This is a genomic window from Candidatus Nitrosopumilus sp. (assembly GCF_965223225.1).
Lineage (GTDB): Archaea > Thermoproteota > Nitrososphaeria > Nitrososphaerales > Nitrosopumilaceae > Nitrosopumilus.
This window is the reverse complement of the sequence record NZ_CBDCVU010000004.1, coordinates 50,924-68,423: the sequence shown is the minus strand read 5'-3', so window position 1 is coordinate 68,423 and position 17,500 is coordinate 50,924. Positions and strand designations below refer to the sequence as shown.

At 37.2% G+C, this 17,500-nt stretch carries 26 protein-coding genes; 9 read left to right on the top strand and 17 right to left on the bottom strand.

Features of this window, described 5'->3' with window-relative positions:
- Positions 1 to 20 precede the first annotated feature (20 nt).
- Positions 21 to 1,022 (bottom strand): TIGR00341 family protein, encoded by a 1,002-nt coding sequence (locus ACOQN3_RS00715; protein WP_420544583.1) that lies wholly within the window; start codon positions 1,020 to 1,022, stop codon positions 21 to 23.
- A gap of 282 nt (positions 1,023 to 1,304) precedes the next feature.
- Here ACOQN3_RS00715 and ACOQN3_RS00710 point away from each other — a divergent pair, with 282 nt between their 5' ends.
- The 4 genes from ACOQN3_RS00710 (at position 1,305) to ACOQN3_RS00695 (ending at position 3,409) form a co-directional block, all read left to right on the top strand.
- Positions 1,305 to 2,333 carry a hypothetical protein gene (locus ACOQN3_RS00710; protein WP_420544582.1) on the top strand — a complete coding sequence of 343 codons (1,029 nt, stop codon included), beginning with the start codon at positions 1,305 to 1,307 and terminating at the stop codon, positions 2,331 to 2,333.
- A gap of 143 nt (positions 2,334 to 2,476) precedes the next feature.
- Complete coding sequence (locus ACOQN3_RS00705; RefSeq protein WP_420544581.1) at positions 2,477 to 2,692, top strand: hypothetical protein; 216 nt, start codon at positions 2,477 to 2,479, stop codon at positions 2,690 to 2,692.
- A gap of 231 nt (positions 2,693 to 2,923) precedes the next feature.
- On the top strand, positions 2,924 to 3,166 hold the full coding sequence (locus ACOQN3_RS00700) for a hypothetical protein (protein WP_420544580.1): 243 nt from the start codon (positions 2,924 to 2,926) through the stop codon (positions 3,164 to 3,166).
- A 36-nt stretch (positions 3,167 to 3,202) separates the two neighbouring features.
- A complete protein-coding gene (locus tag ACOQN3_RS00695) occupies positions 3,203 to 3,409 on the top strand; it encodes a hypothetical protein (RefSeq protein WP_420544579.1) in 207 nt (68 codons plus the stop codon).
- Positions 3,410 to 3,566: 157 nt separating this feature from the next.
- Here the strand turns inward: ACOQN3_RS00695 and ACOQN3_RS00690 are convergent, their stop codons facing one another.
- The 4 genes from ACOQN3_RS00690 to ACOQN3_RS00675 all read right to left on the bottom strand — a co-directional run bounded on the left by ACOQN3_RS00690 (position 3,567) and on the right by ACOQN3_RS00675 (position 5,265).
- Positions 3,567 to 4,367 carry an SIMPL domain-containing protein gene (locus ACOQN3_RS00690; RefSeq protein ID WP_420544578.1) on the bottom strand — a complete coding sequence of 267 codons (801 nt, stop codon included), beginning with the start codon at positions 4,365 to 4,367 and terminating at the stop codon, positions 3,567 to 3,569.
- A 105-nt stretch (positions 4,368 to 4,472) separates the two neighbouring features.
- Entirely contained in the window at positions 4,473 to 4,655 is a 183-nt protein-coding gene (locus ACOQN3_RS00685; RefSeq protein ID WP_420544577.1) for a hypothetical protein, read from the bottom strand.
- Between the two features lie 201 nt (positions 4,656 to 4,856).
- A complete protein-coding gene (locus ACOQN3_RS00680; protein WP_420544576.1) occupies positions 4,857 to 5,078 on the bottom strand; it encodes a hypothetical protein in 222 nt (73 codons plus the stop codon).
- A complete protein-coding gene (locus ACOQN3_RS00675) occupies positions 5,062 to 5,265 on the bottom strand; it encodes a hypothetical protein (protein WP_420544575.1) in 204 nt (67 codons plus the stop codon). Before ACOQN3_RS00675 ends, ACOQN3_RS00680 begins: the two co-directional genes overlap by 17 nt.
- Positions 5,266 to 5,365: 100 nt before the next feature.
- On the opposite strand from ACOQN3_RS00675, the gene ACOQN3_RS00670 reads away from it, so the two are divergent.
- The gene (locus ACOQN3_RS00670; RefSeq protein WP_420544574.1) at positions 5,366 to 5,794 is read left to right on the top strand and encodes a Fur family transcriptional regulator; all 429 of its coding nucleotides are present in this window, start codon (positions 5,366 to 5,368) and stop codon (positions 5,792 to 5,794) included.
- 247 nt (positions 5,795 to 6,041) lie between these two features.
- Here the strand turns inward: ACOQN3_RS00670 and ACOQN3_RS00665 are convergent, their stop codons facing one another.
- Both ACOQN3_RS00665 and hsp20 (ACOQN3_RS00660) read right to left on the bottom strand, forming a co-directional pair.
- Positions 6,042 to 8,210 (bottom strand): CDC48 family AAA ATPase, encoded by a 2,169-nt coding sequence (locus ACOQN3_RS00665; protein WP_420544573.1) that lies wholly within the window; start codon positions 8,208 to 8,210, stop codon positions 6,042 to 6,044.
- Between the two features lie 39 nt (positions 8,211 to 8,249).
- The gene (gene hsp20 / locus ACOQN3_RS00660) at positions 8,250 to 8,750 is read right to left on the bottom strand and encodes an archaeal heat shock protein Hsp20 (protein ID WP_420544572.1); all 501 of its coding nucleotides are present in this window, start codon (positions 8,748 to 8,750) and stop codon (positions 8,250 to 8,252) included.
- Positions 8,751 to 8,869: 119 nt separating this feature from the next.
- On the opposite strand from hsp20 (ACOQN3_RS00660), the gene ACOQN3_RS00655 reads away from it, so the two are divergent.
- Positions 8,870 to 9,532: an ACT domain-containing protein gene (locus tag ACOQN3_RS00655; RefSeq protein WP_420544571.1), complete on the top strand. Its 663-nt coding sequence runs from the start codon at positions 8,870 to 8,872 to the stop codon at positions 9,530 to 9,532.
- Between the two features lie 58 nt (positions 9,533 to 9,590).
- Here ACOQN3_RS00655 and ACOQN3_RS00650 read toward each other — a convergent pair whose 3' ends face one another.
- Positions 9,591 to 9,767 (bottom strand): hypothetical protein, encoded by a 177-nt coding sequence (locus ACOQN3_RS00650; RefSeq protein ID WP_420544570.1) that lies wholly within the window; start codon positions 9,765 to 9,767, stop codon positions 9,591 to 9,593.
- Positions 9,768 to 10,338: 571 nt separating this feature from the next.
- Here ACOQN3_RS00650 and ACOQN3_RS00645 point away from each other — a divergent pair.
- Positions 10,339 to 10,590 carry a hypothetical protein gene (locus tag ACOQN3_RS00645; RefSeq protein ID WP_420544569.1) on the top strand — a complete coding sequence of 84 codons (252 nt, stop codon included), beginning with the start codon at positions 10,339 to 10,341 and terminating at the stop codon, positions 10,588 to 10,590.
- 93 nt (positions 10,591 to 10,683) lie between these two features.
- On the opposite strand, the gene ACOQN3_RS00640 is transcribed toward ACOQN3_RS00645, so the two are convergent.
- Positions 10,684 to 11,031, bottom strand: coding sequence for a hypothetical protein (locus tag ACOQN3_RS00640; protein WP_420544568.1), 348 nt, complete (start codon positions 11,029 to 11,031; stop codon positions 10,684 to 10,686).
- Positions 11,032 to 11,085: 54 nt separating this feature from the next.
- Complete coding sequence (locus tag ACOQN3_RS00635; RefSeq protein WP_420544567.1) at positions 11,086 to 12,069, bottom strand: dienelactone hydrolase family protein; 984 nt, start codon at positions 12,067 to 12,069, stop codon at positions 11,086 to 11,088.
- 412 nt (positions 12,070 to 12,481) lie between these two features.
- On the opposite strand from ACOQN3_RS00635, the gene ACOQN3_RS00630 reads away from it, so the two are divergent.
- Positions 12,482 to 12,637: a hypothetical protein gene (locus ACOQN3_RS00630; RefSeq protein ID WP_420544566.1), complete on the top strand. Its 156-nt coding sequence runs from the start codon at positions 12,482 to 12,484 to the stop codon at positions 12,635 to 12,637.
- Between the two features lie 97 nt (positions 12,638 to 12,734).
- On the opposite strand, the gene ACOQN3_RS00625 is transcribed toward ACOQN3_RS00630, so the two are convergent.
- From ACOQN3_RS00625 to ACOQN3_RS00595, 7 genes are all read right to left on the bottom strand, one after another.
- On the bottom strand, positions 12,735 to 13,217 hold the full coding sequence (locus ACOQN3_RS00625; protein ID WP_420544565.1) for a mechanosensitive ion channel domain-containing protein: 483 nt from the start codon (positions 13,215 to 13,217) through the stop codon (positions 12,735 to 12,737).
- Positions 13,218 to 13,342: 125 nt separating this feature from the next.
- Positions 13,343 to 13,804 carry a universal stress protein gene (locus ACOQN3_RS00620; RefSeq protein ID WP_420544564.1) on the bottom strand — a complete coding sequence of 154 codons (462 nt, stop codon included), beginning with the start codon at positions 13,802 to 13,804 and terminating at the stop codon, positions 13,343 to 13,345.
- 18 nt (positions 13,805 to 13,822) lie between these two features.
- Positions 13,823 to 14,089 (bottom strand): hypothetical protein, encoded by a 267-nt coding sequence (locus ACOQN3_RS00615; RefSeq protein WP_420544563.1) that lies wholly within the window; start codon positions 14,087 to 14,089, stop codon positions 13,823 to 13,825.
- A 509-nt stretch (positions 14,090 to 14,598) separates the two neighbouring features.
- Positions 14,599 to 14,793 carry a hypothetical protein gene (locus tag ACOQN3_RS00610; RefSeq protein WP_420544562.1) on the bottom strand — a complete coding sequence of 65 codons (195 nt, stop codon included), beginning with the start codon at positions 14,791 to 14,793 and terminating at the stop codon, positions 14,599 to 14,601.
- Positions 14,794 to 14,959: 166 nt separating this feature from the next.
- Positions 14,960 to 15,082 (bottom strand): hypothetical protein, encoded by a 123-nt coding sequence (locus tag ACOQN3_RS00605; protein ID WP_420544561.1) that lies wholly within the window; start codon positions 15,080 to 15,082, stop codon positions 14,960 to 14,962.
- Between the two features lie 16 nt (positions 15,083 to 15,098).
- On the bottom strand, positions 15,099 to 15,590 hold the full coding sequence (gene hsp20, locus ACOQN3_RS00600; protein ID WP_420544560.1) for an archaeal heat shock protein Hsp20: 492 nt from the start codon (positions 15,588 to 15,590) through the stop codon (positions 15,099 to 15,101).
- A 206-nt stretch (positions 15,591 to 15,796) separates the two neighbouring features.
- Positions 15,797 to 16,540: an ArsR family transcriptional regulator gene (locus tag ACOQN3_RS00595; protein ID WP_420544559.1), complete on the bottom strand. Its 744-nt coding sequence runs from the start codon at positions 16,538 to 16,540 to the stop codon at positions 15,797 to 15,799.
- 91 nt (positions 16,541 to 16,631) lie between these two features.
- Between ACOQN3_RS00595 and ACOQN3_RS00590 the strand changes: the two genes are divergently transcribed.
- On the top strand, positions 16,632 to 16,943 hold the full coding sequence (locus tag ACOQN3_RS00590; RefSeq protein WP_420544558.1) for a hypothetical protein: 312 nt from the start codon (positions 16,632 to 16,634) through the stop codon (positions 16,941 to 16,943).
- The last annotated feature ends 557 nt before the right edge of the window (positions 16,944 to 17,500 follow it).

Here is a 17,500-nt window from a genome sequence, read left to right as displayed (position 1 = left end):
TCAATTGCATAAAAAAATCCTCAAGGCTTCAATAACAGAAATCCCAAAAGAACACTCAGACCGATGAAGATAGATATTGTGAATATGATATATTTTTGGGCCTTTTCTTTCTCGTAAAACTTTCTTGGTGTAACTCCCACAATGAAAAAAACTACCATCATGCCAAGAACCAACCCAATGATATTTGCAACAGTAAGGGTCAATGCACTTGAAAACATATCAAAATTCCATAATGCAATACCGATACCTGCAACCGTGCCAGGTGGCACCAAGGCTGCAGCAATTGCCACCCCAACTAGAATGCCAGGAATGTTTGTGGACATTGCGATTCCTCCTGCAAGTCCCAAAGCAATTGCCACTGCCAAAAAGACAGGGGAAATCTCGGTTCGTGACAATATCTCGTTGGTCATTGGCAGGTCCGCAAACTGCAGAGCAATTGCAGTTAAGAGCGCACCTGTTGCAATAACTGCAACTAGGAGAATCAGACCAGAGACTAGCGACTTTACCATCTTGTCGGTTTTTCCAACTGCGGTGTTGAAGGAAAACGCAGAGATTGGTCCCAACAGCGGGGATATCAACATTGCACCAATCACCAATGATGCATTATTTGCAAACAGACCTGCTGCTGCAACTCCTGCTGCAATGACTATCATGAACAGTAGATTCTTGTTAAAGTTCACATTGGGGTCGATTATTGACTCGTATTCCTCAATCAGTTTCTTTGTTTTTGTCTTTACTTGTTTTGCTTCAAGTTCTTTTACATAGTTTGACAAATAGTCTGATAGTGTTGCCTCTATTGCCAGACTTGTAACGTACAGTTCCTTTCTTCTTGTGTCAATTATTTTATTGAGTTCATTTGTAAGCCCGCTAGATAGGGAATCGGGACATATTCCAGTGTATCGCAAAAGCTTTTCTTCTTCTGCGAGGGTTAGCTCAAGATGAAACGGGATTTTGTACTTTTTGAATACATATTCTATACTTTGACCCTGCTGCTCATAGCAGACCACCTCAATCTTTCTCATTTTGTATGAATTAGTTAGAACTGTTTTAGATATTATCTTTATCAATTGACCTCAAAAAATACTGCAGGTTTACGACAATCTGATAATAGTAATATCTCCATTCGGAAGTAAAATACTATTTGTGATTACTGGATAATGAATACAATCCAAAGGGTATTGTAAAAAACAATCAAGGAATAATTTGTGAGACATCTGTCAAATGAACATAGCATAAAGAAAGATAAAATTTTTAGATTACATTTCAGGATCAAGATAAATATTTGATTGGATAAAACAAGACCGATGATAAAAACAACATTGCTTGCGGTATTTGCTGTCTCTGTATTGTTGACAGGAACTATTGCAGATACTGCAGTAATAGTTCAACCTGCAGAGGCACTAAAAGGACAGGGCGTATCCTCAGCACAATATGGCAAAGCCACCAAGAATATTGTGTGTGGTGACAGACTGTGTTCTGAAGTAGAACAGCAAAAGCCAAAAGAAGAGAAAAAGAAAAAAGAGCAAGTAAAGGAGGAGAAAAAATCCAAAGAGTCTGAAAAAGCAGTAGACCATCCACTAAGAGACAAAAAAGCTGAAAAAATGGCAGCAGATACCACTTCAAGAGCTGCAAAGACAGTTACAGGAGTAGTGACGTCAGTTCAAGATTCTGGCCAAGGTCATGAGGGATATCAACTAGCCATAATTCTTCAACCAAGCGAGAACGTCTATCGCGGTCATCTAAGTTATACAGCATCTGAGAATGTTCAGCTTGTTGCATTACATGGACCACTAAAACAAGGTATGGCAAAAGGACAAGCTACATGGACACCAGACGGTAAAACTATCTATGGATTAACCTTTGTAGATAATGAAAAATCATCTGGATTTTGGCAGTTTTCAGGTAATGCACTTGCATTACATACAAAAAATACTGAACCATTCTCTGCTACATATGCTGTAACATACACAGAATTATCACAAGAAAATGATAATGTGATAATGGGCACTAAAACATCTAAACAAGACACAGGAATTGGACATGAAAATCATCAACTGATGCTTCTATTGCCCTTTAGTGATAAGCCTTACAGAGGAAACATCACGTTTGATGCATCTAAACCAGTTCAGATGATTTCACTTATCGGTCCACTACCAGACGGATTGCCTCCAGGCATGCAAACATGGTCTGCTGATGGAGAGTCCCATTACGGAATGGTGCTTGGTCCATCAAAAAGTGCAGGATCTATGGTATTTTCAGGCAATGCATTTGGATTTCATAGTATGGAATCTGAACCATTTACTGTAAGCTATTCATTAGTACTAACGAAATAGCATAGAGACTAAAAATTCTCTTTTTCTTTATTGTTTTTTAAGAGATACTAATTCAAACGTATTTGGAAACCAATATGCGGCAAAACATGATCCTCCAAGCCAAAAAAGAAAAATTGGCATTGATTGAAAAAAAGGTGATCTAGTTGGATGATGAGAAAACTCAGGAAATAATTGATTTTATCAATATGAAATATGACAAGGAAGTCCCAGGACCGGTGAAATTTGTGGTAAAAAGAAAGGCAAAGAAAATAAAGACATTAGACCCAAAAGACTTTCCCGAATCATTTAGGAAATGTACAATCGAGGAATTGATTTTGATTCTAAAAGACGCACATGAGAAAAACATGTTACGGTTTTAAGGATGGAATAACTCTACTTTAACTAATTTTTCACCTTTCTTTTCGATATCACTAATGGTATGAACTAACATGATGTGTCAGCTGATCATGGTAGTAAAAAAGATTATAATTTCTGAATCTACGGAGAATCAGATTTTTAATCTAAGAAAGTAATTATCAATTCATTTAGCACAAGGTTTGTTTATGATAAAATACAAACTAATTTAATTATGTCAAAACACATTTCGTACATTGGCAAAAGGCATTATTATTGGAGCAATACTGGTAATTGTCACAATAGGATTTCTTCTAACATATACTAATGCATTTGAAGTTCTGAAACCAGAAGTTGAATATTCAGTAGACAAAGCAAAGAATGCCATATCTCAGGTAGACGGGGCAGACGTGGTACAAAGGGCAGAAGAGGTTACTAGCAAGATAAAAAATACAACAGACAAGATAAGAGTCAGCAATCCTCTTGAGCTAAATGAATAGAACAATAATCAATCAAGAAATCATGTGACATTGATAATGGATTCAATTGGAGGGCTAAGAGCAGCAGGATTATCCAAGCTACTCCACACGAATATTGTTACTGCGTACTCTCCAGATTGTTGCGGAATCCATGAAACAGAAGGTGAAAATGACTGTCCTTTTGTCAGGCTTCCAGTAATCCAGGATAGTGACTCTACTGCCCCAGATGAATCCTGGATTTGGGCAAGATACACAAAGGGTTGAGTGGGAATATTTCTGTTGGAAAGATTTGCAGTAATCTGAATCTGCTGATCAGGTTTTAGTTGAGCAACATTACTGCCAAACGAGTCAGTTACATATCCATTAACAGATTCCTTTTCAAGTAATTTTAAAAAATAAAAGAAAATAGAGAGAACTTTTCCTAGTTGCTTCCTATTGTAAATACCACGTTTGCAGTAGTACTCACGTCTCTGTCTGATGAGAAGATTGGTGCACTAAAAGATGACTTTGTTGCAAATTCACCATCAAATGCTGCTGCTGACTCGTACATTGGGATTGGCAATGGAGAGGAACCAAATTCAGATAACGATACTGCCTTGACACCAGTTATTGAATAGTCAAGTGGTGCTAGAGCATTTTCTGCCTTTGCCTTTGCGTTGAGTATTGCCTGCTCAATTAGTTGATCCTTGAGTTCCATGTGCATCTCAGGAGATAAGGTAAAGGATACACTGTCCACTCTGTTTGCGCCTGCATTTACTGCACGGTCAATGACATCTGGTGCTATGTTCAGCTTTGCAGTCTCTACAGTTATGGTGTTAGTCACCTCATATCCTACAAGTTGCTGTTTCCATCGCTTGGTTATAGGATCCTCATATCCCTCATACACAGGGTAAATGTTAAACTGTGAAGTGCTTATCTCGTCTTCTGTGATTCTAGTTGACTCTATTGCACGAATGATTGCATTCATTGTTTGAGAGTTTGAATCAAGTGCTTCCTTTGCAGTAGGCTTTTGTGTCTCTACTCCAAATGTAATGACAAGCAAGTCTGGTTCCACTGAAGTTGTAGCAATGCCAGTTACTGAAATCAGTCGCTCATCAACAGATGAGGTGTTTTCTTGTGCACTGACGGCATTTCCATCAAGATAAACAGAACCTGCTGAAACAATCATGATTGCAGCAAGAACTGCACTTATTGCAAATGCTTGTGTTTTTGATGTTTTCATGGTTTTGGTTGCATTAATTCAAAGATAAGGTTTGATGAAAATAGAATTTTACCGTAATTGTTAAAAACCATACAAAATTTTCAGATCTAAAAAATTAGAAAAAAGTTATCTGAACTTTTTCCCTCTAGCTTTTGTTCGCAGAACTACACCACAGCAAGGACATCTTACCCCAAGGGTTTTCATAAATACTCCACAGTATGTGCATCGCTTGCAGAACTGGTACTTGTCACCGTTTGGAATTTTAGAGCACGGATAATCTGCACAATATCCCCTACACATACGTCCCATTACCTGATACCTCCCAAAGAAGATGATGATGATGGCGATTGCGATGGCCTACTGTCAAGATGGTCATGGCAACAAGGACATCTATGATATCTTGAGATTATAGTCTCCTGGCAGTGTGGGCACCATTTCTCAAAAGTGGATGTGTGAGACGTTCTGAACTTTGATTCAGCAGAATAATACCTGCAAACGCTCCTGCATGCCTCATGCATTTGCTATCACCTCTACGTTTCTTTGTCGTCTTTTGATATTGACTCGGGACCTAGTTCTCATCTTTAGGCCACAGCAAGGGCACCTCAAGTCATTAATCTTAAAGAAGACTGCACAAAAGTTGCATCGCTTGTATCCTTGAGCATATCTGTTTGCATTTCCAAACTTGTTCTCGGCACTAATCCGAGAACAAATTCCCTTACACTGCGGAGGCATCAACACCTCTCCTCTGGAATTCTTGGTGTTCTATTGGAAATTGGGAATTGCAATCCTTGCAGAATATCCCGTAATTGTCAATTTTTACCGCCAAGCTGCCACACTCCAAGCAAATTCTAACAGCGTTATTCACTATCTCTTTTTTCATCTCAAACTGCATATTCTCTCTAATATCTACACCTAACATGTATACCATTAGGAATTATTCCTATTTAGGTATTACTCCTAATTAGGAATTATTCCTATTTAATAATAAATATTAAATAGAAAAGAATCCGAATATCAGTATGCAGCAGCTAGAGCAGGTGATCGCATTGCTAAGAGATGACGGATTTAAGATAACACCACAGAGAACTGCAATAGTTGATTATCTGCTAAGAACAGAAGATCATCCAAGTGCTGAGCTAATCCACAAGGTTGTCCGAAGAAAATATCCGATGGTCAGCCTGTCTACGGTCTACAAGACACTTGAGCTGCTAAGGGAGAAAAAACTTGTAAACGAGATTGAAGTTGAAGGAGAAGCAAGATTTGATGCCCACATAGATGAGCATATCAACTTGGTTTGTGTTAGTTGCGGCAAGATAGAAGATGTCGATGAGGAGCTGTTAAAGGAGATCCAGATAAAGGCAGCAAAAAAATCAAAGTATATTATTTTACAGAGTAGTTTTGAGTTATCAGGTTATTGCAGTTTGTGCAAAACCAGGCATAGCAAGTAAATTAAAATTAAAAATTAAAAAAAGTATTCAAAGTTTTTTCATTTAAAGAAAATAATGTTGTGTCAGCAGAATTGATTAAAAAAATTCTAGCCAACAATATTTCTTGCTACCTTGTCATGACACGTACACTTACAGAACCTGTAGAAATTTCCGTCATGCTCTGAATTGCAAACACTACAGCCCTTACCTTCAGCCATTTTTCACATCACCAAGAGAAAAAATGATTTGAGAAGACATTACTTTTTGCCTATTTCTTCTCAGCTGGAATTTCCTTCTCAGTTTTTGCTTCTGGTTGGGTTTTTTTTGGCTGACTTTCAGGTCTTATCTTCTGAATTGCCTCAAGCAAGTCCTCCTGAGTAATCTTGATTTCCTTAAAGTTCTGGGATTTGCCTTCAACGTATCTCTTGAGTGCCGTTATTGCAGCCCTGTTTGCAATTGATTCTATTTCTGCACCGCTGAATCCTTCTGTTCTTTTGACTATCTCAGAGACTTGCACATTGCTGTCAAGTGGTTTCTTTCTGGTGTGAATCTTGAATATTTTCTCCCTGCCTTGTGCATCAGGATTTGGAACACTAATGATTCTGTCAAATCTTCCAGGTCTTAGCAGCGCATCATCTACAATGTCCAGTCTGTTGGTTGCACCGACAATAAGCACATCATGAAGCTCTTCTAGCCCATCAATCTCAGTCAGTATTTGGGATACCACATTTTCTGACACGTGTGAAGAGTCGCTTCCGCTTCTTCTTGGTGCCAGTGCATCAATCTCATCAAAGAAGATGATACATGGAGCTGCCTGTCTTGCCTTTCTGAAGATTTCTCTTATTCCTTTTTCGGATTCGCCAACCCACTTTGAGAGCAGTTCTGGTCCCTTTATGCTGATAAAGTTTGACTCTGTTGTTTTGGCAAGTGCCTTTGCAATCAATGTCTTACCAGTTCCAGGAGGTCCGTGTAACAACACACCTTTTGGTGCAGCCACATCTACATACTCATATGCATCCTTGTGTTTGATTGGCCATTCTACTGTCTCGCGAAGCTCCTCTTTTAGATCATCTAGTCCTCCAACATCATCCCATGTGACATTTGGAATTTCAACTAGTACTTCTCTGAGTGCAGATGGCTTTACTTCCTTTAGCGCATCTCTAAAGTCCTCATCTGTAACTTTGATCTTTTGCAGAATCTCAGAGGAAATCTTTTCTTGATCAAGATCAATGTCTGGCAGAATCTTTCGCAGGGATCTCATTGCAGCTTCTTTTGCAAGAACCTCAAGATCAGCCCCTACAAATCCGTGCGTTATCTTTGCAATAGAGTCCAGTTTTACTTTCTCGTCAATTGGCATTCCTCGTGTGTGGATTGCAAGAATATCTCCTCGTCCCTCCTCATCAGGAATTCCAATCTCGATTTCCCTGTCAAATCTTCCAGGTCTTCTTAGGGCAGGATCAATGGAATCAGGTCTGTTAGTGGCTGCAATTACTACAACCTTTCCTCTTGTTTTCATGCCATCTAGCAGCGTCAATAGTTGGGATACCACCCTTTTTTCCACCTCGCCTGTGACTTCCTCTCTTTTTGGCGCAATAGAGTCAATCTCATCAATGAAGATGATGCTTGGCGAGTTCTCTTCGGCTTGCTTGAAGATATCTCTGATTCTCTCTTCGCTTTCTCCATAGTATTTGCCCATTATTTCAGGACCGCTAAGAGAGGTAAAATTGGCATTAGTCTCCCCTGCAACTGCCTTTGCAAGCAAAGTCTTTCCAGTTCCAGGAGGACCGTACAGCAATACGCCTTTTGGAGCTTCTACACCAATCTTTTCAAACAGTTCTGGATGCCTCATTGGCAGCTCTACCATCTCTCTAATCTTCTGGACCTCATTTTTGAGGCCGCCAAGATCATCGTACGTTATTCTTGGGATAGTGGTGTCGACTGCTTTTGTCATCGAACCTAGCTTGAAAACAGTTTGCTCAGTTACAATGACTGGTTTTGAAGGTTCGGTACTAGTTACAATGAACTGAACCTTTCCTCCCATTTGCGTGTTAAGGGAGATTGCATCACCTGTTGTAAAAACATGGTTAAGATAATTGTGAACCATGTACTCTTGCAAACCATCTGCCTGAATTTTTTCAGTTGGAGACAGGACAATCTGTTTTGCGTCTGCAGCCTCTACGTTTTTGATCTTTATTTTATCTCCTATTCCTGCACCAATGTTTTGTCTTGTGATTCCATCTATCTTGATTATTCCTGCACCATATTCTTCAGGAGAACCAGGCCATAGCTTGACATGGGATTTTTTGTTATAGGTCAATTCCAAAATTTGGCCCGTAGTCCATTTGTTGTCCTCAATAATTTTAGGATCAACTATGGCTCTACCTCTTCCCACATGCTGTTGTGGAATCTCATCAATTTTTAATTCAATTTCACTCATCTTAATTTTCACCTACAAAAAATAGAATAGAGGGAAAGTCTATTCGACATTCACCTTTTTGCCTTGTGGCTTTTCTTCTTCAAGAATCTTCAATGTGACTTCCAAAATTCCGTTTTTGTAAGAAGCCTTTACAGAATTCTCATCTACCTTGACTTTCAGTGGCACCTGAGAATGATACTTTTTCTTGCCCTGCTCTGCATCAATTTTGACGGTATTTTTTTCAAACACAACATTGATGTTAGACTTGTCAACTCCTGGCATCTCAGCTATGAGTTTTACAGTCTTTTCTTTTTCATCAACAACAGTATCCACGTTAGGATCTCTTGTATCAGAATGTGGAAGCAGACCAGGCTTTACGTTTCCGTACTCCCTTACAATCGGCTTACCGTCAGGGCCTGTAGTCATCGTATATCCATAATAGTATGGACCAGACACTGACCCTGTATTTTTTGCATCATCAAAGAGATCATCCAAGTTTGCAAAAGAATTGGACATTCTCTTGAAGATTCTATCGAATTCATCATCAAAGAACATTGTCATATTCACCTATTGTATGTAATAGGTATTACATTATATAAGTTTTAATGTAAATTACGTGTTTTATTACATTAAACTAATATAATTGACACGGTACTAGAAAATCAATGAGGGTTTCAAGCATGTCTGTGCCCGAGGTAGTCAGAGAAATCATAACACGAAATCGTTCAATTTATGATTGCATGAAGATGGATCTGATAAACTATACAGCCTTGGCAGTAAAGATTCAGCCAGAGATTGAAAAGATTCTGGGAGACTCTGTTAATCTTAACACCATAGTGGTTGCAATCAAAAGATATGCTGATTCGTTTGCAATAAAAGAGGAAGTAAAAGACGATTATGTTCTAAAAAATGCAAGACTTGCCTTGACTGACGGCATTGTGGATATCAAATTTTCAATGAAGGATTCTGAAGAGATGGATCCTACAACAATTCTAGACCAGTTCTCCAAGATTACAGACAATTATGAATTCTTCAGGGTTTCAGATTCGTTTAGGTTTCTTACAGAAGACATTGATGAGATTCGTCAGATGCTCAAGCAGTATCCAAACAGGGAAAACATGTTCAGAACAGGACTTGCAAAAATTAAGATTTCAATTCCTCCAAATCAGAATCGCTCAGATGTGGTATCATTTGTTGCAGAGATATTGCATTTTGAAGGCATTGAGATTCGTAATGCATACTTTAGTCAAGACAGCATAATCATAGTGCTAGATGAAATACATGCATCAAAAGCCTATGACATATTGCGTTCAGAGATAACCAAGACAAAGGCACAATACTAAATTTAAAAATTCATAATAATGGAATACGAAAGTATTCAACTACAGAGAATGTAAGAATTCATGCTTTGCCCTTTAGAGCAGATGTAATCACATTATTTACCACCTGAGAGAAGCTTACAGAAGAGGTAGTGTCTTTTAGCAGTTTTGCCTGTAACCCACGCAATTTTTTGTAATTATCATCACCTATCATTATTGTAACTCGTTTTGGCATATTTGGATAAAGTATTTTATTCAATAAAAGGGATTCTGCATATTTATGATTAGATTAATTACATAAAGTATTAAAAGTAATATAATTTTTTGAAAAAAAGCAGAATGGAAGATCTTATTCAGACTTTAAGAGAAATGGAGTATGAACGGTTCTAAAGGATACGCATCTTGCATGAATTGACTACACTCAAGGGTTCAGGTAGGGATTGAAAGAAGAATTCATGGACTTGAAGAAAAGATTGACAAATTTTCTGAAAAAAACAAAATTTCTTGTATTTGCGGATATGATATCAATAAAATTCGAGGCAAGAAAACCTTGAAGAAAGTGATAAAATCTCACGGATATGTTATGCTTGATAATCCTCACATGTTGTTTAAGAGTGGAATTTGAGATCATATCACCTAAAAAACCGTAATCAAACCAATAGACGGCTTTTTTTAGAAATGTGTGATGCCAGAAAACAACACAAATCCACGAAACCCCCAACAAAACAATGCAATCATACAGAATTTCCATCGTAAAATGAAAAATCATAACAGATTTTCAAGAAAAAAGTCAAAATCTTATTAGTGAGATCCAGCTATAGCTATTGGCTATGGCTAAGATAAGAATTCACTCTGGACGAGGCACTGGAACTATCGAGATAGATAAAAGCGCTACCAACTGGGCAGGTTCTGAATTTAAGAAAGTGCAAGAAGCAAGAAAAAAGTCAGCTGAGGACAAGTATGTTACTGTAGGTAGGGGAACTGGAAAGATAAAGTTCGGAGATATTCCAACCACTAAATCCAAATCAACAAAAGGTATGTGGGTCAGCTCGGGAAGAGGAACAGGAAGAAGAAAACTGTAGTGCTTTAGAACACCAAAGAAGATTTTCTCTGAATTTTGTGATCTTGTGATGTCAAAAAATTTTTAGAATAAAAAAGTAAAGTTGTTGTTTTCTTTATTTGAAGGAGCGTACCTTTCTAACAACTTTGCTGTGATCAAAGGATGCAGTTGTAGTAATGTACAAGATGTGATTCTTTCCTGCTGGAAGAACTATTCGTTTTACTTTGTCATATTCGGCAACCACATATTTGCATGGACCAAGTGATCTCAAAAGTTTTTTTCGTTGTTTCCAATCATTGGCTGCAGCCTTTAGCGATGCAAGACTCTGTTGTTTTGAGACCAAGATATTCACTTTCTTTGAACGAGCTGAATAAACTAACTTACCCTTAAGGTCGCATACACTAACGACTCTTACAGAAGGACTAACTTTTAGAATTTTTTCAGCTGCTTCTTGAATTTCCATAGAGTGTAAAAAACATAGTAGATGATAAGATTTGCTAATTTTTTTTCTAAAAAACTAATTTTGTTTTAGGTTAACCTCAAAGAATTCCAAGGTCTTTTGCCAAGCATCTGCTGTCTCCTCAGGTGCATATCTATCACCTGAAGGATTTGCAAATGCATGATCTACACCGAGATAGATATGAATGTCATTTGAGATTCCAAGGTCGTTTAGAGCAGATTCAAATTCATGGACCTGGGATGGAGGTATTCCTTGGTCAAGTTCAGCAAAGATTCCAAGTACAGGCCATTGAATTGAAGACAAATCTTCAGGTTCGGTAACAAGACTTCCATAGTATATTACCGTTGCATCAACATCACTGTTGTTTAGTGCAAGTTGTAGGGATTGTGCTCCACCCATGCACCATCCTATCGAGCCTAGACTAGCGGTATTGTGTTGCTCATCAAGATATGCTGCTGCAGAATTCATGTTGCTTATCCATTCAGTCCTGTCAAAAGAACCGATTAGCTGTCTTGCCTCCTCAGGCGTTGTTCCTATTTGCCCATCATAGAGGTCCACTGCCAATACGACATAACCGTGTGATGCCAGTTTTTGGGCCATCTCTTTGATGTTATCATTAAGACCCCACCACTCGTGTATCATGATTATTGCTGGGAATTTCTCATCTGCTGTAGGTTTTGCTAGAAATCCATTGGTGTTCTCAAGATACTGCACAACTGCTGTATCCACCTCAAAGATTCCAGTCTCAAACACTGCGGAATTATTGTTTTCATTTTTTTGATAATCTGGTAAGATGTGAATTGCCCATCCTCTCTGGATTAATTTCTCAACAGATGACGGTTTTATGCAGGCAGGTTCTCCTGTTGAGAATTTCAAAACTAATTCAAGTCCTTCAGTACAAGTTACATTTGCTGGATTTACCCCTTGTTGAATTTGTTTTAGGGGAGGAGGAAAATATGCGATGGCACTTGCAGAGTTATATGTAAAAGATGAGAAAGCCAAAGATAGACCAAGAAAACATACAAGAAGAAGGTTTTTCACAAATATAGTAAATCGTTGCAAAATATAAGAATGATTTTTTCGATCATTTGTTCTAAGATTTCATTACGTCTTTTTGCATTCTTTTTCAAGACAGAAAAAGAAGTTACAACAAGTTTGTAAATAAAGAGCAAAACTAGTAAATTCAAAACAAACAATGTTTTTTGTATTTAGAAAACAAATTTGGAATGAATTTGGATATTTTCTTTAATATTTTACATCCTAATTGAATACAAGCGCTTATTCATATCCGCTCAAAAAAACCGACCAAACCCCTGGCTGCTCTCCCTTAGACACAATTTTTTGCAGCCAGGAATTATCATAATAGAAAATCACAATATTTCAAATGTAGAACATTTTGAAAAAATGCATGGTAAATAATTAAAAGACAAAATCAAGTAAAATCACCGTCGAAATGAAAAATGACAAAAGCTGCCCACATAGACTTGCAGTCAACAGTATTATCTGCAAATGTTGTGGACAACCCCAATGTGATCTCTGCATCAAAGAACATTTGGCATTTCATATTGAAAATAACGACAAAGAGATCAGATGGGAGGATATGGAATAAATGATTAACCGTAAAACATCATCCATATTATTTCAGCAGGATGATCCTGGTTTACATTCCAAATGTTGGCATATTAAAAAAACCGATTACTTCAAGATCAATCAGATATCTGTTTACGGTTTGAATGAGAAATCAACGTAACTTCCTCGTGGTATTTTTGGGTAGGAATGAACATCTTTGCCCCTTCATCAGTCATTGCAGTAATTTTTGTCAAATGCAATTCAATAATTACTCCTTTGTGTCCACCCACTTCAATAACATCCCCTATGTCGATTTCTGGGTTCAGATAAATTCCAATGCCTGCAACTGCATTTTTTAGATTATTTTGAAGTGACCAAACAACAAGTGCAAAGGCGACACCTACAGATGCAATAATTTCAGTTGCAAAGCGAAACAAGTCAAAGTTAAGACCCAAAAATGCAATCTCGCATACAACCAATCCTATTCCCACTAGTTTCAGCATCTTCTGAGTTCCTTTCAGTCTCTTGAGCTTGATTTTGATGACTGCTCTGATCACAAGAAATATCGTTAATGAAATTATGATGGATAAGATTCCATAAAAAATACTTTCAAGATTCATTTTTCATCAAAAAAGTCGTGACATAATAAACATTCTCGTTTGTTTCTCAAACCCGGCATCTTAACTGATGCTACATGCTCACATACTTTCTTGCTCATTTTCAACACATTCCATATTTTACAGGCCTATGTTTCGACCAGTAAAATTGAACAGTCTACTTTTTCTTGAACCTTTTTTACAGTTCCACCTATTTTGAAAAATGATTTGTAATCAGCAGATTTTTTTTTCATTTTTGCCATCACTATAAGATCGATATTTTCTTCGGTTGCATATTTGATGATGGAATTTGCAGGATTTCCAGTTCTGAAAATGCCCTCACATTTTACACCCTCTTCTCTGCATTGAGATACTCGTTTAGCCAAAAATTTCCGGATAGTTTCTTGCATGTTTGTCATGATTGACTCTATTTGAACATGGGTCGTGGCATCATTGTAATCAAGTTCTTCAAAAAACGGATTTGACCAAGGCTTGATCACGTTGAGTATGATGATTCTTGACGAATCTGATTTTGCGATGTGTATTGCATGCTTTAGTGCTTGGTCTCCTGCAAGGGTGCCTGCATGTGGAACAAGAATGGTCTCATACATTGTTATCAGATCTCCGTGTCATACAATAACCCTTTTTTCCAATGTATCAAATGCCCATTTGATAAGTTCATGTTTTTGATGTGACCATCTGTAGTGTGCCGAGGCGTGTTTTTTGTTTGCAGACATTTCAGGATACGAGCACAATTGACAAGAATCCGAGGTGTCAATTAGGTGTTCTATGATATCTTCTTTGTGGCTTGCAAGATGAATTGACCATGATGTTTGGGTGGCCGTAATCTGTTTGCCATGATCACAATACATACATCTACTCTGAAAATATGTCATTTTGAATTTTCCTACTTTAACTCCTCTAGTAGATATGTATCAAATTTGAGATGGGGGTTATCTTGCATTATTTTTATCAATTTAGTCCATACTTTGTATGCGTTATATTCTACAAAACAGCACAGTAGGGTCACATATTCTATCATGAGAAATTATTATGCATATTGATATTTCAATAATACAAAAATTGCCTTGATTCTTTTCAAACATAACCAGTTGATTATGATCTGAATCAAATCAACTACATTTTGGTTATAATAAAAAAACGGCCACAAACATGACTACAAAAAAAGCACAAGACCAAATGGATTCACATATGATCTTCTATTGAAATTCATCATAAAATGGCTTTTCAACTAATATTTCGTGCGTAATTTCTGCCAAATAATGTACATTAAGCTAATTGATGTCATCTAATTCAGGATCAAAAAATTGGGAGGGGCTGCAATTCCTCCAAAAACAGAAACTGCAGTCAGTGCAAATAATGCGAGTGTTTTTGGCTGTTTGCGTTAGCATTCCAAACTAGCTCCAAAGCATTTGTTGCACAATATCTCGTCAGACTTGGAAAGTGCGACAATCACATTGCTTGCCCAACATCTATGACACAAACCCACAAAGGTAGCAGGGTGTGGAAAGGAGGAGACCTCTCTTTTAGGAGAATAGGACTTTCCTTGATTTATGCAAGAGTTGTCACTGTGGGACATAGTACCTTCTCGTTGTACATGCATTGATTATGGAATCTAACTTCTGTTGGTTCGAGACATTTTGTACAAACTAGCTGAATGGGTTGATCGCAATGAGAGCATTGCTTTTTCATATCTAGCTCGCCTCCACATTGTCTGCACATAGTATCAGGCATCTTGTCTCACCTCAAGGAAAATTTCTCCTACCAAACTTCCATTTAGAAAGAATCTCTTCAGAACATGAAGAGAATTTTTCCATTGAAGACTTTACAGAGGCTTTGATTTGATTTAATGATGAGCGTTCCATCATGTTTGCAACCTCCGTTTTATTCGATTGTTACTAACTTTCCCTTTGGCTTTTCTTTTGCCATTGACAAAGTTATCTCCAAAACTCCGTTTGTGTATTTGGCTTTGGCAGAGTTTTCATCTACTTTTGATGGCAGAGGAATTTTCTTTTCATACTTTCTTTCTCCATGTTGGGCCGAAACCAGTACTAGTTTATCTGACACATTTAGTTTGATGTCAGACTTTTCAATTCCTGGCATCTCTGAGACAATCTTAAGAGTATGATCCTTGTCGTTGACTGAGACATCAACATATGGATCTCTTACCGTAGAGTCTGAAAGAGAGCCAGTTGGTTTTGTATTTCCCCACTCAGTTACATGAGGAATACCATCTTCACCTACGGTCTTTACATAACCGTAGTAGTATGGTCCAAAAGTTTGGACTGTTTCATTTGGAGTTTCAAAGACTTCTCCCATTGAAAAAAAGGGGCTCGATAATCTTCGAAATGTTTTTTCAAAGTGGTCATCAAACATCTTTTAATCACCAGTGAATGTAATATTTATGACAAAATATAAGTATTTTGCATATAGTATCCATAAATAACAAATTGTAATATATATGACAATATCAAAATATCATATCTTGAATTGATACAAGCAACTGGCAGTTCTAGAATATGAAAACGGGTTTTGTAAAGATGGCAAATGATTACAACATATTTTTGCAGATCATATAGAAATCATTCATCAATCTTCTGAAATGATTGAATCACGTTATTGAAGAATACAAATGACAACAAGGCACCTGTTCCTGCAAGGATTGACAACATGATTACAAAATCAGTTCCTGCCAACCCAGTCATACCTGCATAAGGATCCAAATAAGGAGTTCCAGAACCTGCTCCAGGGTTAGATACTACTGAATCCACCTTTGTCTTTGCAAGATAAAGTGACTCATCCATAGAGTTTGCAAGGCCAGTTCCAGAAATTTTAATTGGCAAGCTAAATTGAGAATACCAGCTATGTATTGGTTCTAGCAGTCTGCTTTCAGCCGATACCACTACTAAAGACATTGCAGCTATTGCAGAAATAATCCCCATTCCAAATACCCTAGATATTGAATTAAAAGAACGCATCAACAACTTGCTTTTTTTTGTCTTCTCGGTAATTTTTGAGGGAGTAATTACAATTGCAAGTTTTGATGCCTTGTAATAATTCATGTCACGGGCCTTTGAGTTTTTCTCAATTTTAGAAACACATACTAGTTCAATTTGTTGCATTTTTTCTAAATAGTGTTTGACTAGCTGCAACGACATGTTTGTTTTTTGTGCAATCTCATTTGCAGTCATCTCATCATCAAATAATAAATTCAAAATCGAAACGCTTGATTTGTTTGAAATAACTTTGGCCAGAATTTTCATTTTTTCATCATCTAAAGAAAAAATGTTTACAGCATCCACAGTGTTTGAATTTTCATTACTCATAGATGCATAATATAGGATGACATAGTATGTAAGGATTAGTAAAACAGAAATTTCATCAAACCCTTTATGCAAAATTTACGTAATTGGTTCAATGAGTGGAAAAAATATAATCATAACAGGAGTGATGTTAAGTATTTTGATATTACCTTCTGTTAGCAGCCTTGCATTTGCGCAGTACATTCCATCTTCTGGATACACAGGACTTGAGTATTATCTCAAGATTTCAGAAGACAGAGTAAGAATTGCAAATGAAAATCCCAGTACAGGCTCAGGCACTCCGATGTTTGCAGCAGACGGAATACTTGGTGCACTGATTCTATCTACAGGCGTATTTGGAGGAATTGCGGCAGCATTTTTTGTAAGAGGTCGTAAGGGAAAATACGCTGCCATAGGGAGGGGATAGTCTTCTCTTCCAATTTTTTTATTTTTATTTTTGCTGTTTAATTATATGGGGAATCATTGTTGTTTTTGCCAAGTTTAAAACCACGTTCTAAAAGCTTGTCAATGGATGATTGTTTTACACATGCAGGAGTGTTATGATCACTAATGAGCAATTGTAGTGATTCCAGACAAATTGTATCTTCTGGAGATATTCCAACCTTGTGTTGATGTATTGGTTTAAGATAGTCTTGTTCGTCAAAGCCAACTGTTCAAGGTTTTCCAGGATATGCATACTCACTACACCTAAATGCAAATTCAGCACTTGAGAGAGACAAGGCAAGTACAGCACCCAAAAAGAGTGCAATGATTGTTTTTTGTTTCATGTGTAATATATGGTAAAAATTGAATATATCGAGGATGTTTAGATTGCAATCAAATGCAAGTAAAAAAGAAAATTATTGAAAATTATTTTGACTTTTGAGTTTTGAAAATCTGTTTCTTGCCTTTGTACGCAAAATTGTTTTACAGCAAGGACAACGCAATCCACTAACTTTGAGAAAAATTTCACAATAGCTGCAG

What these genes read in the sequence shown, in the direction of transcription:
- ACOQN3_RS00645 (WP_420544569.1), top strand. Translation starts at nt 10,339, where the DNA reads ATGGCTAAGATAAGAATTCACTCTGGACGAGGCACTGGAACTATCGAG.
- ACOQN3_RS00640 (WP_420544568.1), bottom strand. Translation starts at nt 11,031, where the DNA reads ATGGAAATTCAAGAAGCAGCTGAAAAAATTCTAAAAGTTAGTCCTTCT.
- ACOQN3_RS00665 (WP_420544573.1), bottom strand. Translation starts at nt 8,210, where the DNA reads ATGAGTGAAATTGAATTAAAAATTGATGAGATTCCACAACAGCATGTG.
- ACOQN3_RS00655 (WP_420544571.1), top strand. Translation starts at nt 8,870, where the DNA reads ATGTCTGTGCCCGAGGTAGTCAGAGAAATCATAACACGAAATCGTTCA.
- ACOQN3_RS00610 (WP_420544562.1), bottom strand. Translation starts at nt 14,793, where the DNA reads ATGTCCCACAGTGACAACTCTTGCATAAATCAAGGAAAGTCCTATTCT.
- ACOQN3_RS00615 (WP_420544563.1), bottom strand. Translation starts at nt 14,089, where the DNA reads ATGACATATTTTCAGAGTAGATGTATGTATTGTGATCATGGCAAACAG.
- ACOQN3_RS00675 (WP_420544575.1), bottom strand. Translation starts at nt 5,265, where the DNA reads ATGTTAGGTGTAGATATTAGAGAGAATATGCAGTTTGAGATGAAAAAA.
- ACOQN3_RS00715 (WP_420544583.1), bottom strand. Translation starts at nt 1,022, where the DNA reads ATGAGAAAGATTGAGGTGGTCTGCTATGAGCAGCAGGGTCAAAGTATA.
- ACOQN3_RS00630 (WP_420544566.1), top strand. Translation starts at nt 12,482, where the DNA reads ATGAAAAATGACAAAAGCTGCCCACATAGACTTGCAGTCAACAGTATT.
- ACOQN3_RS00620 (WP_420544564.1), bottom strand. Translation starts at nt 13,804, where the DNA reads ATGTATGAGACCATTCTTGTTCCACATGCAGGCACCCTTGCAGGAGAC.
- ACOQN3_RS00690 (WP_420544578.1), bottom strand. Translation starts at nt 4,367, where the DNA reads ATGAAAACATCAAAAACACAAGCATTTGCAATAAGTGCAGTTCTTGCT.
- ACOQN3_RS00680 (WP_420544576.1), bottom strand. Translation starts at nt 5,078, where the DNA reads ATGCCTCCGCAGTGTAAGGGAATTTGTTCTCGGATTAGTGCCGAGAAC.
- ACOQN3_RS00625 (WP_420544565.1), bottom strand. Translation starts at nt 13,217, where the DNA reads ATGAATCTTGAAAGTATTTTTTATGGAATCTTATCCATCATAATTTCA.
- ACOQN3_RS00605 (WP_420544561.1), bottom strand. Translation starts at nt 15,082, where the DNA reads ATGATGGAACGCTCATCATTAAATCAAATCAAAGCCTCTGTAAAGTCT.
- ACOQN3_RS00595 (WP_420544559.1), bottom strand. Translation starts at nt 16,540, where the DNA reads ATGAGTAATGAAAATTCAAACACTGTGGATGCTGTAAACATTTTTTCT.
- ACOQN3_RS00590 (WP_420544558.1), top strand. Translation starts at nt 16,632, where the DNA reads ATGAGTGGAAAAAATATAATCATAACAGGAGTGATGTTAAGTATTTTG.
- ACOQN3_RS00685 (WP_420544577.1), bottom strand. Translation starts at nt 4,655, where the DNA reads ATGGGACGTATGTGTAGGGGATATTGTGCAGATTATCCGTGCTCTAAA.
- hsp20 (WP_420544560.1), bottom strand. Translation starts at nt 15,590, where the DNA reads ATGTTTGATGACCACTTTGAAAAAACATTTCGAAGATTATCGAGCCCC.
- ACOQN3_RS00670 (WP_420544574.1), top strand. Translation starts at nt 5,366, where the DNA reads ATGCAGCAGCTAGAGCAGGTGATCGCATTGCTAAGAGATGACGGATTT.
- hsp20 (WP_420544572.1), bottom strand. Translation starts at nt 8,750, where the DNA reads ATGACAATGTTCTTTGATGATGAATTCGATAGAATCTTCAAGAGAATG.
- ACOQN3_RS00695 (WP_420544579.1), top strand. Translation starts at nt 3,203, where the DNA reads ATGGATTCAATTGGAGGGCTAAGAGCAGCAGGATTATCCAAGCTACTC.
- ACOQN3_RS00710 (WP_420544582.1), top strand. Translation starts at nt 1,305, where the DNA reads ATGATAAAAACAACATTGCTTGCGGTATTTGCTGTCTCTGTATTGTTG.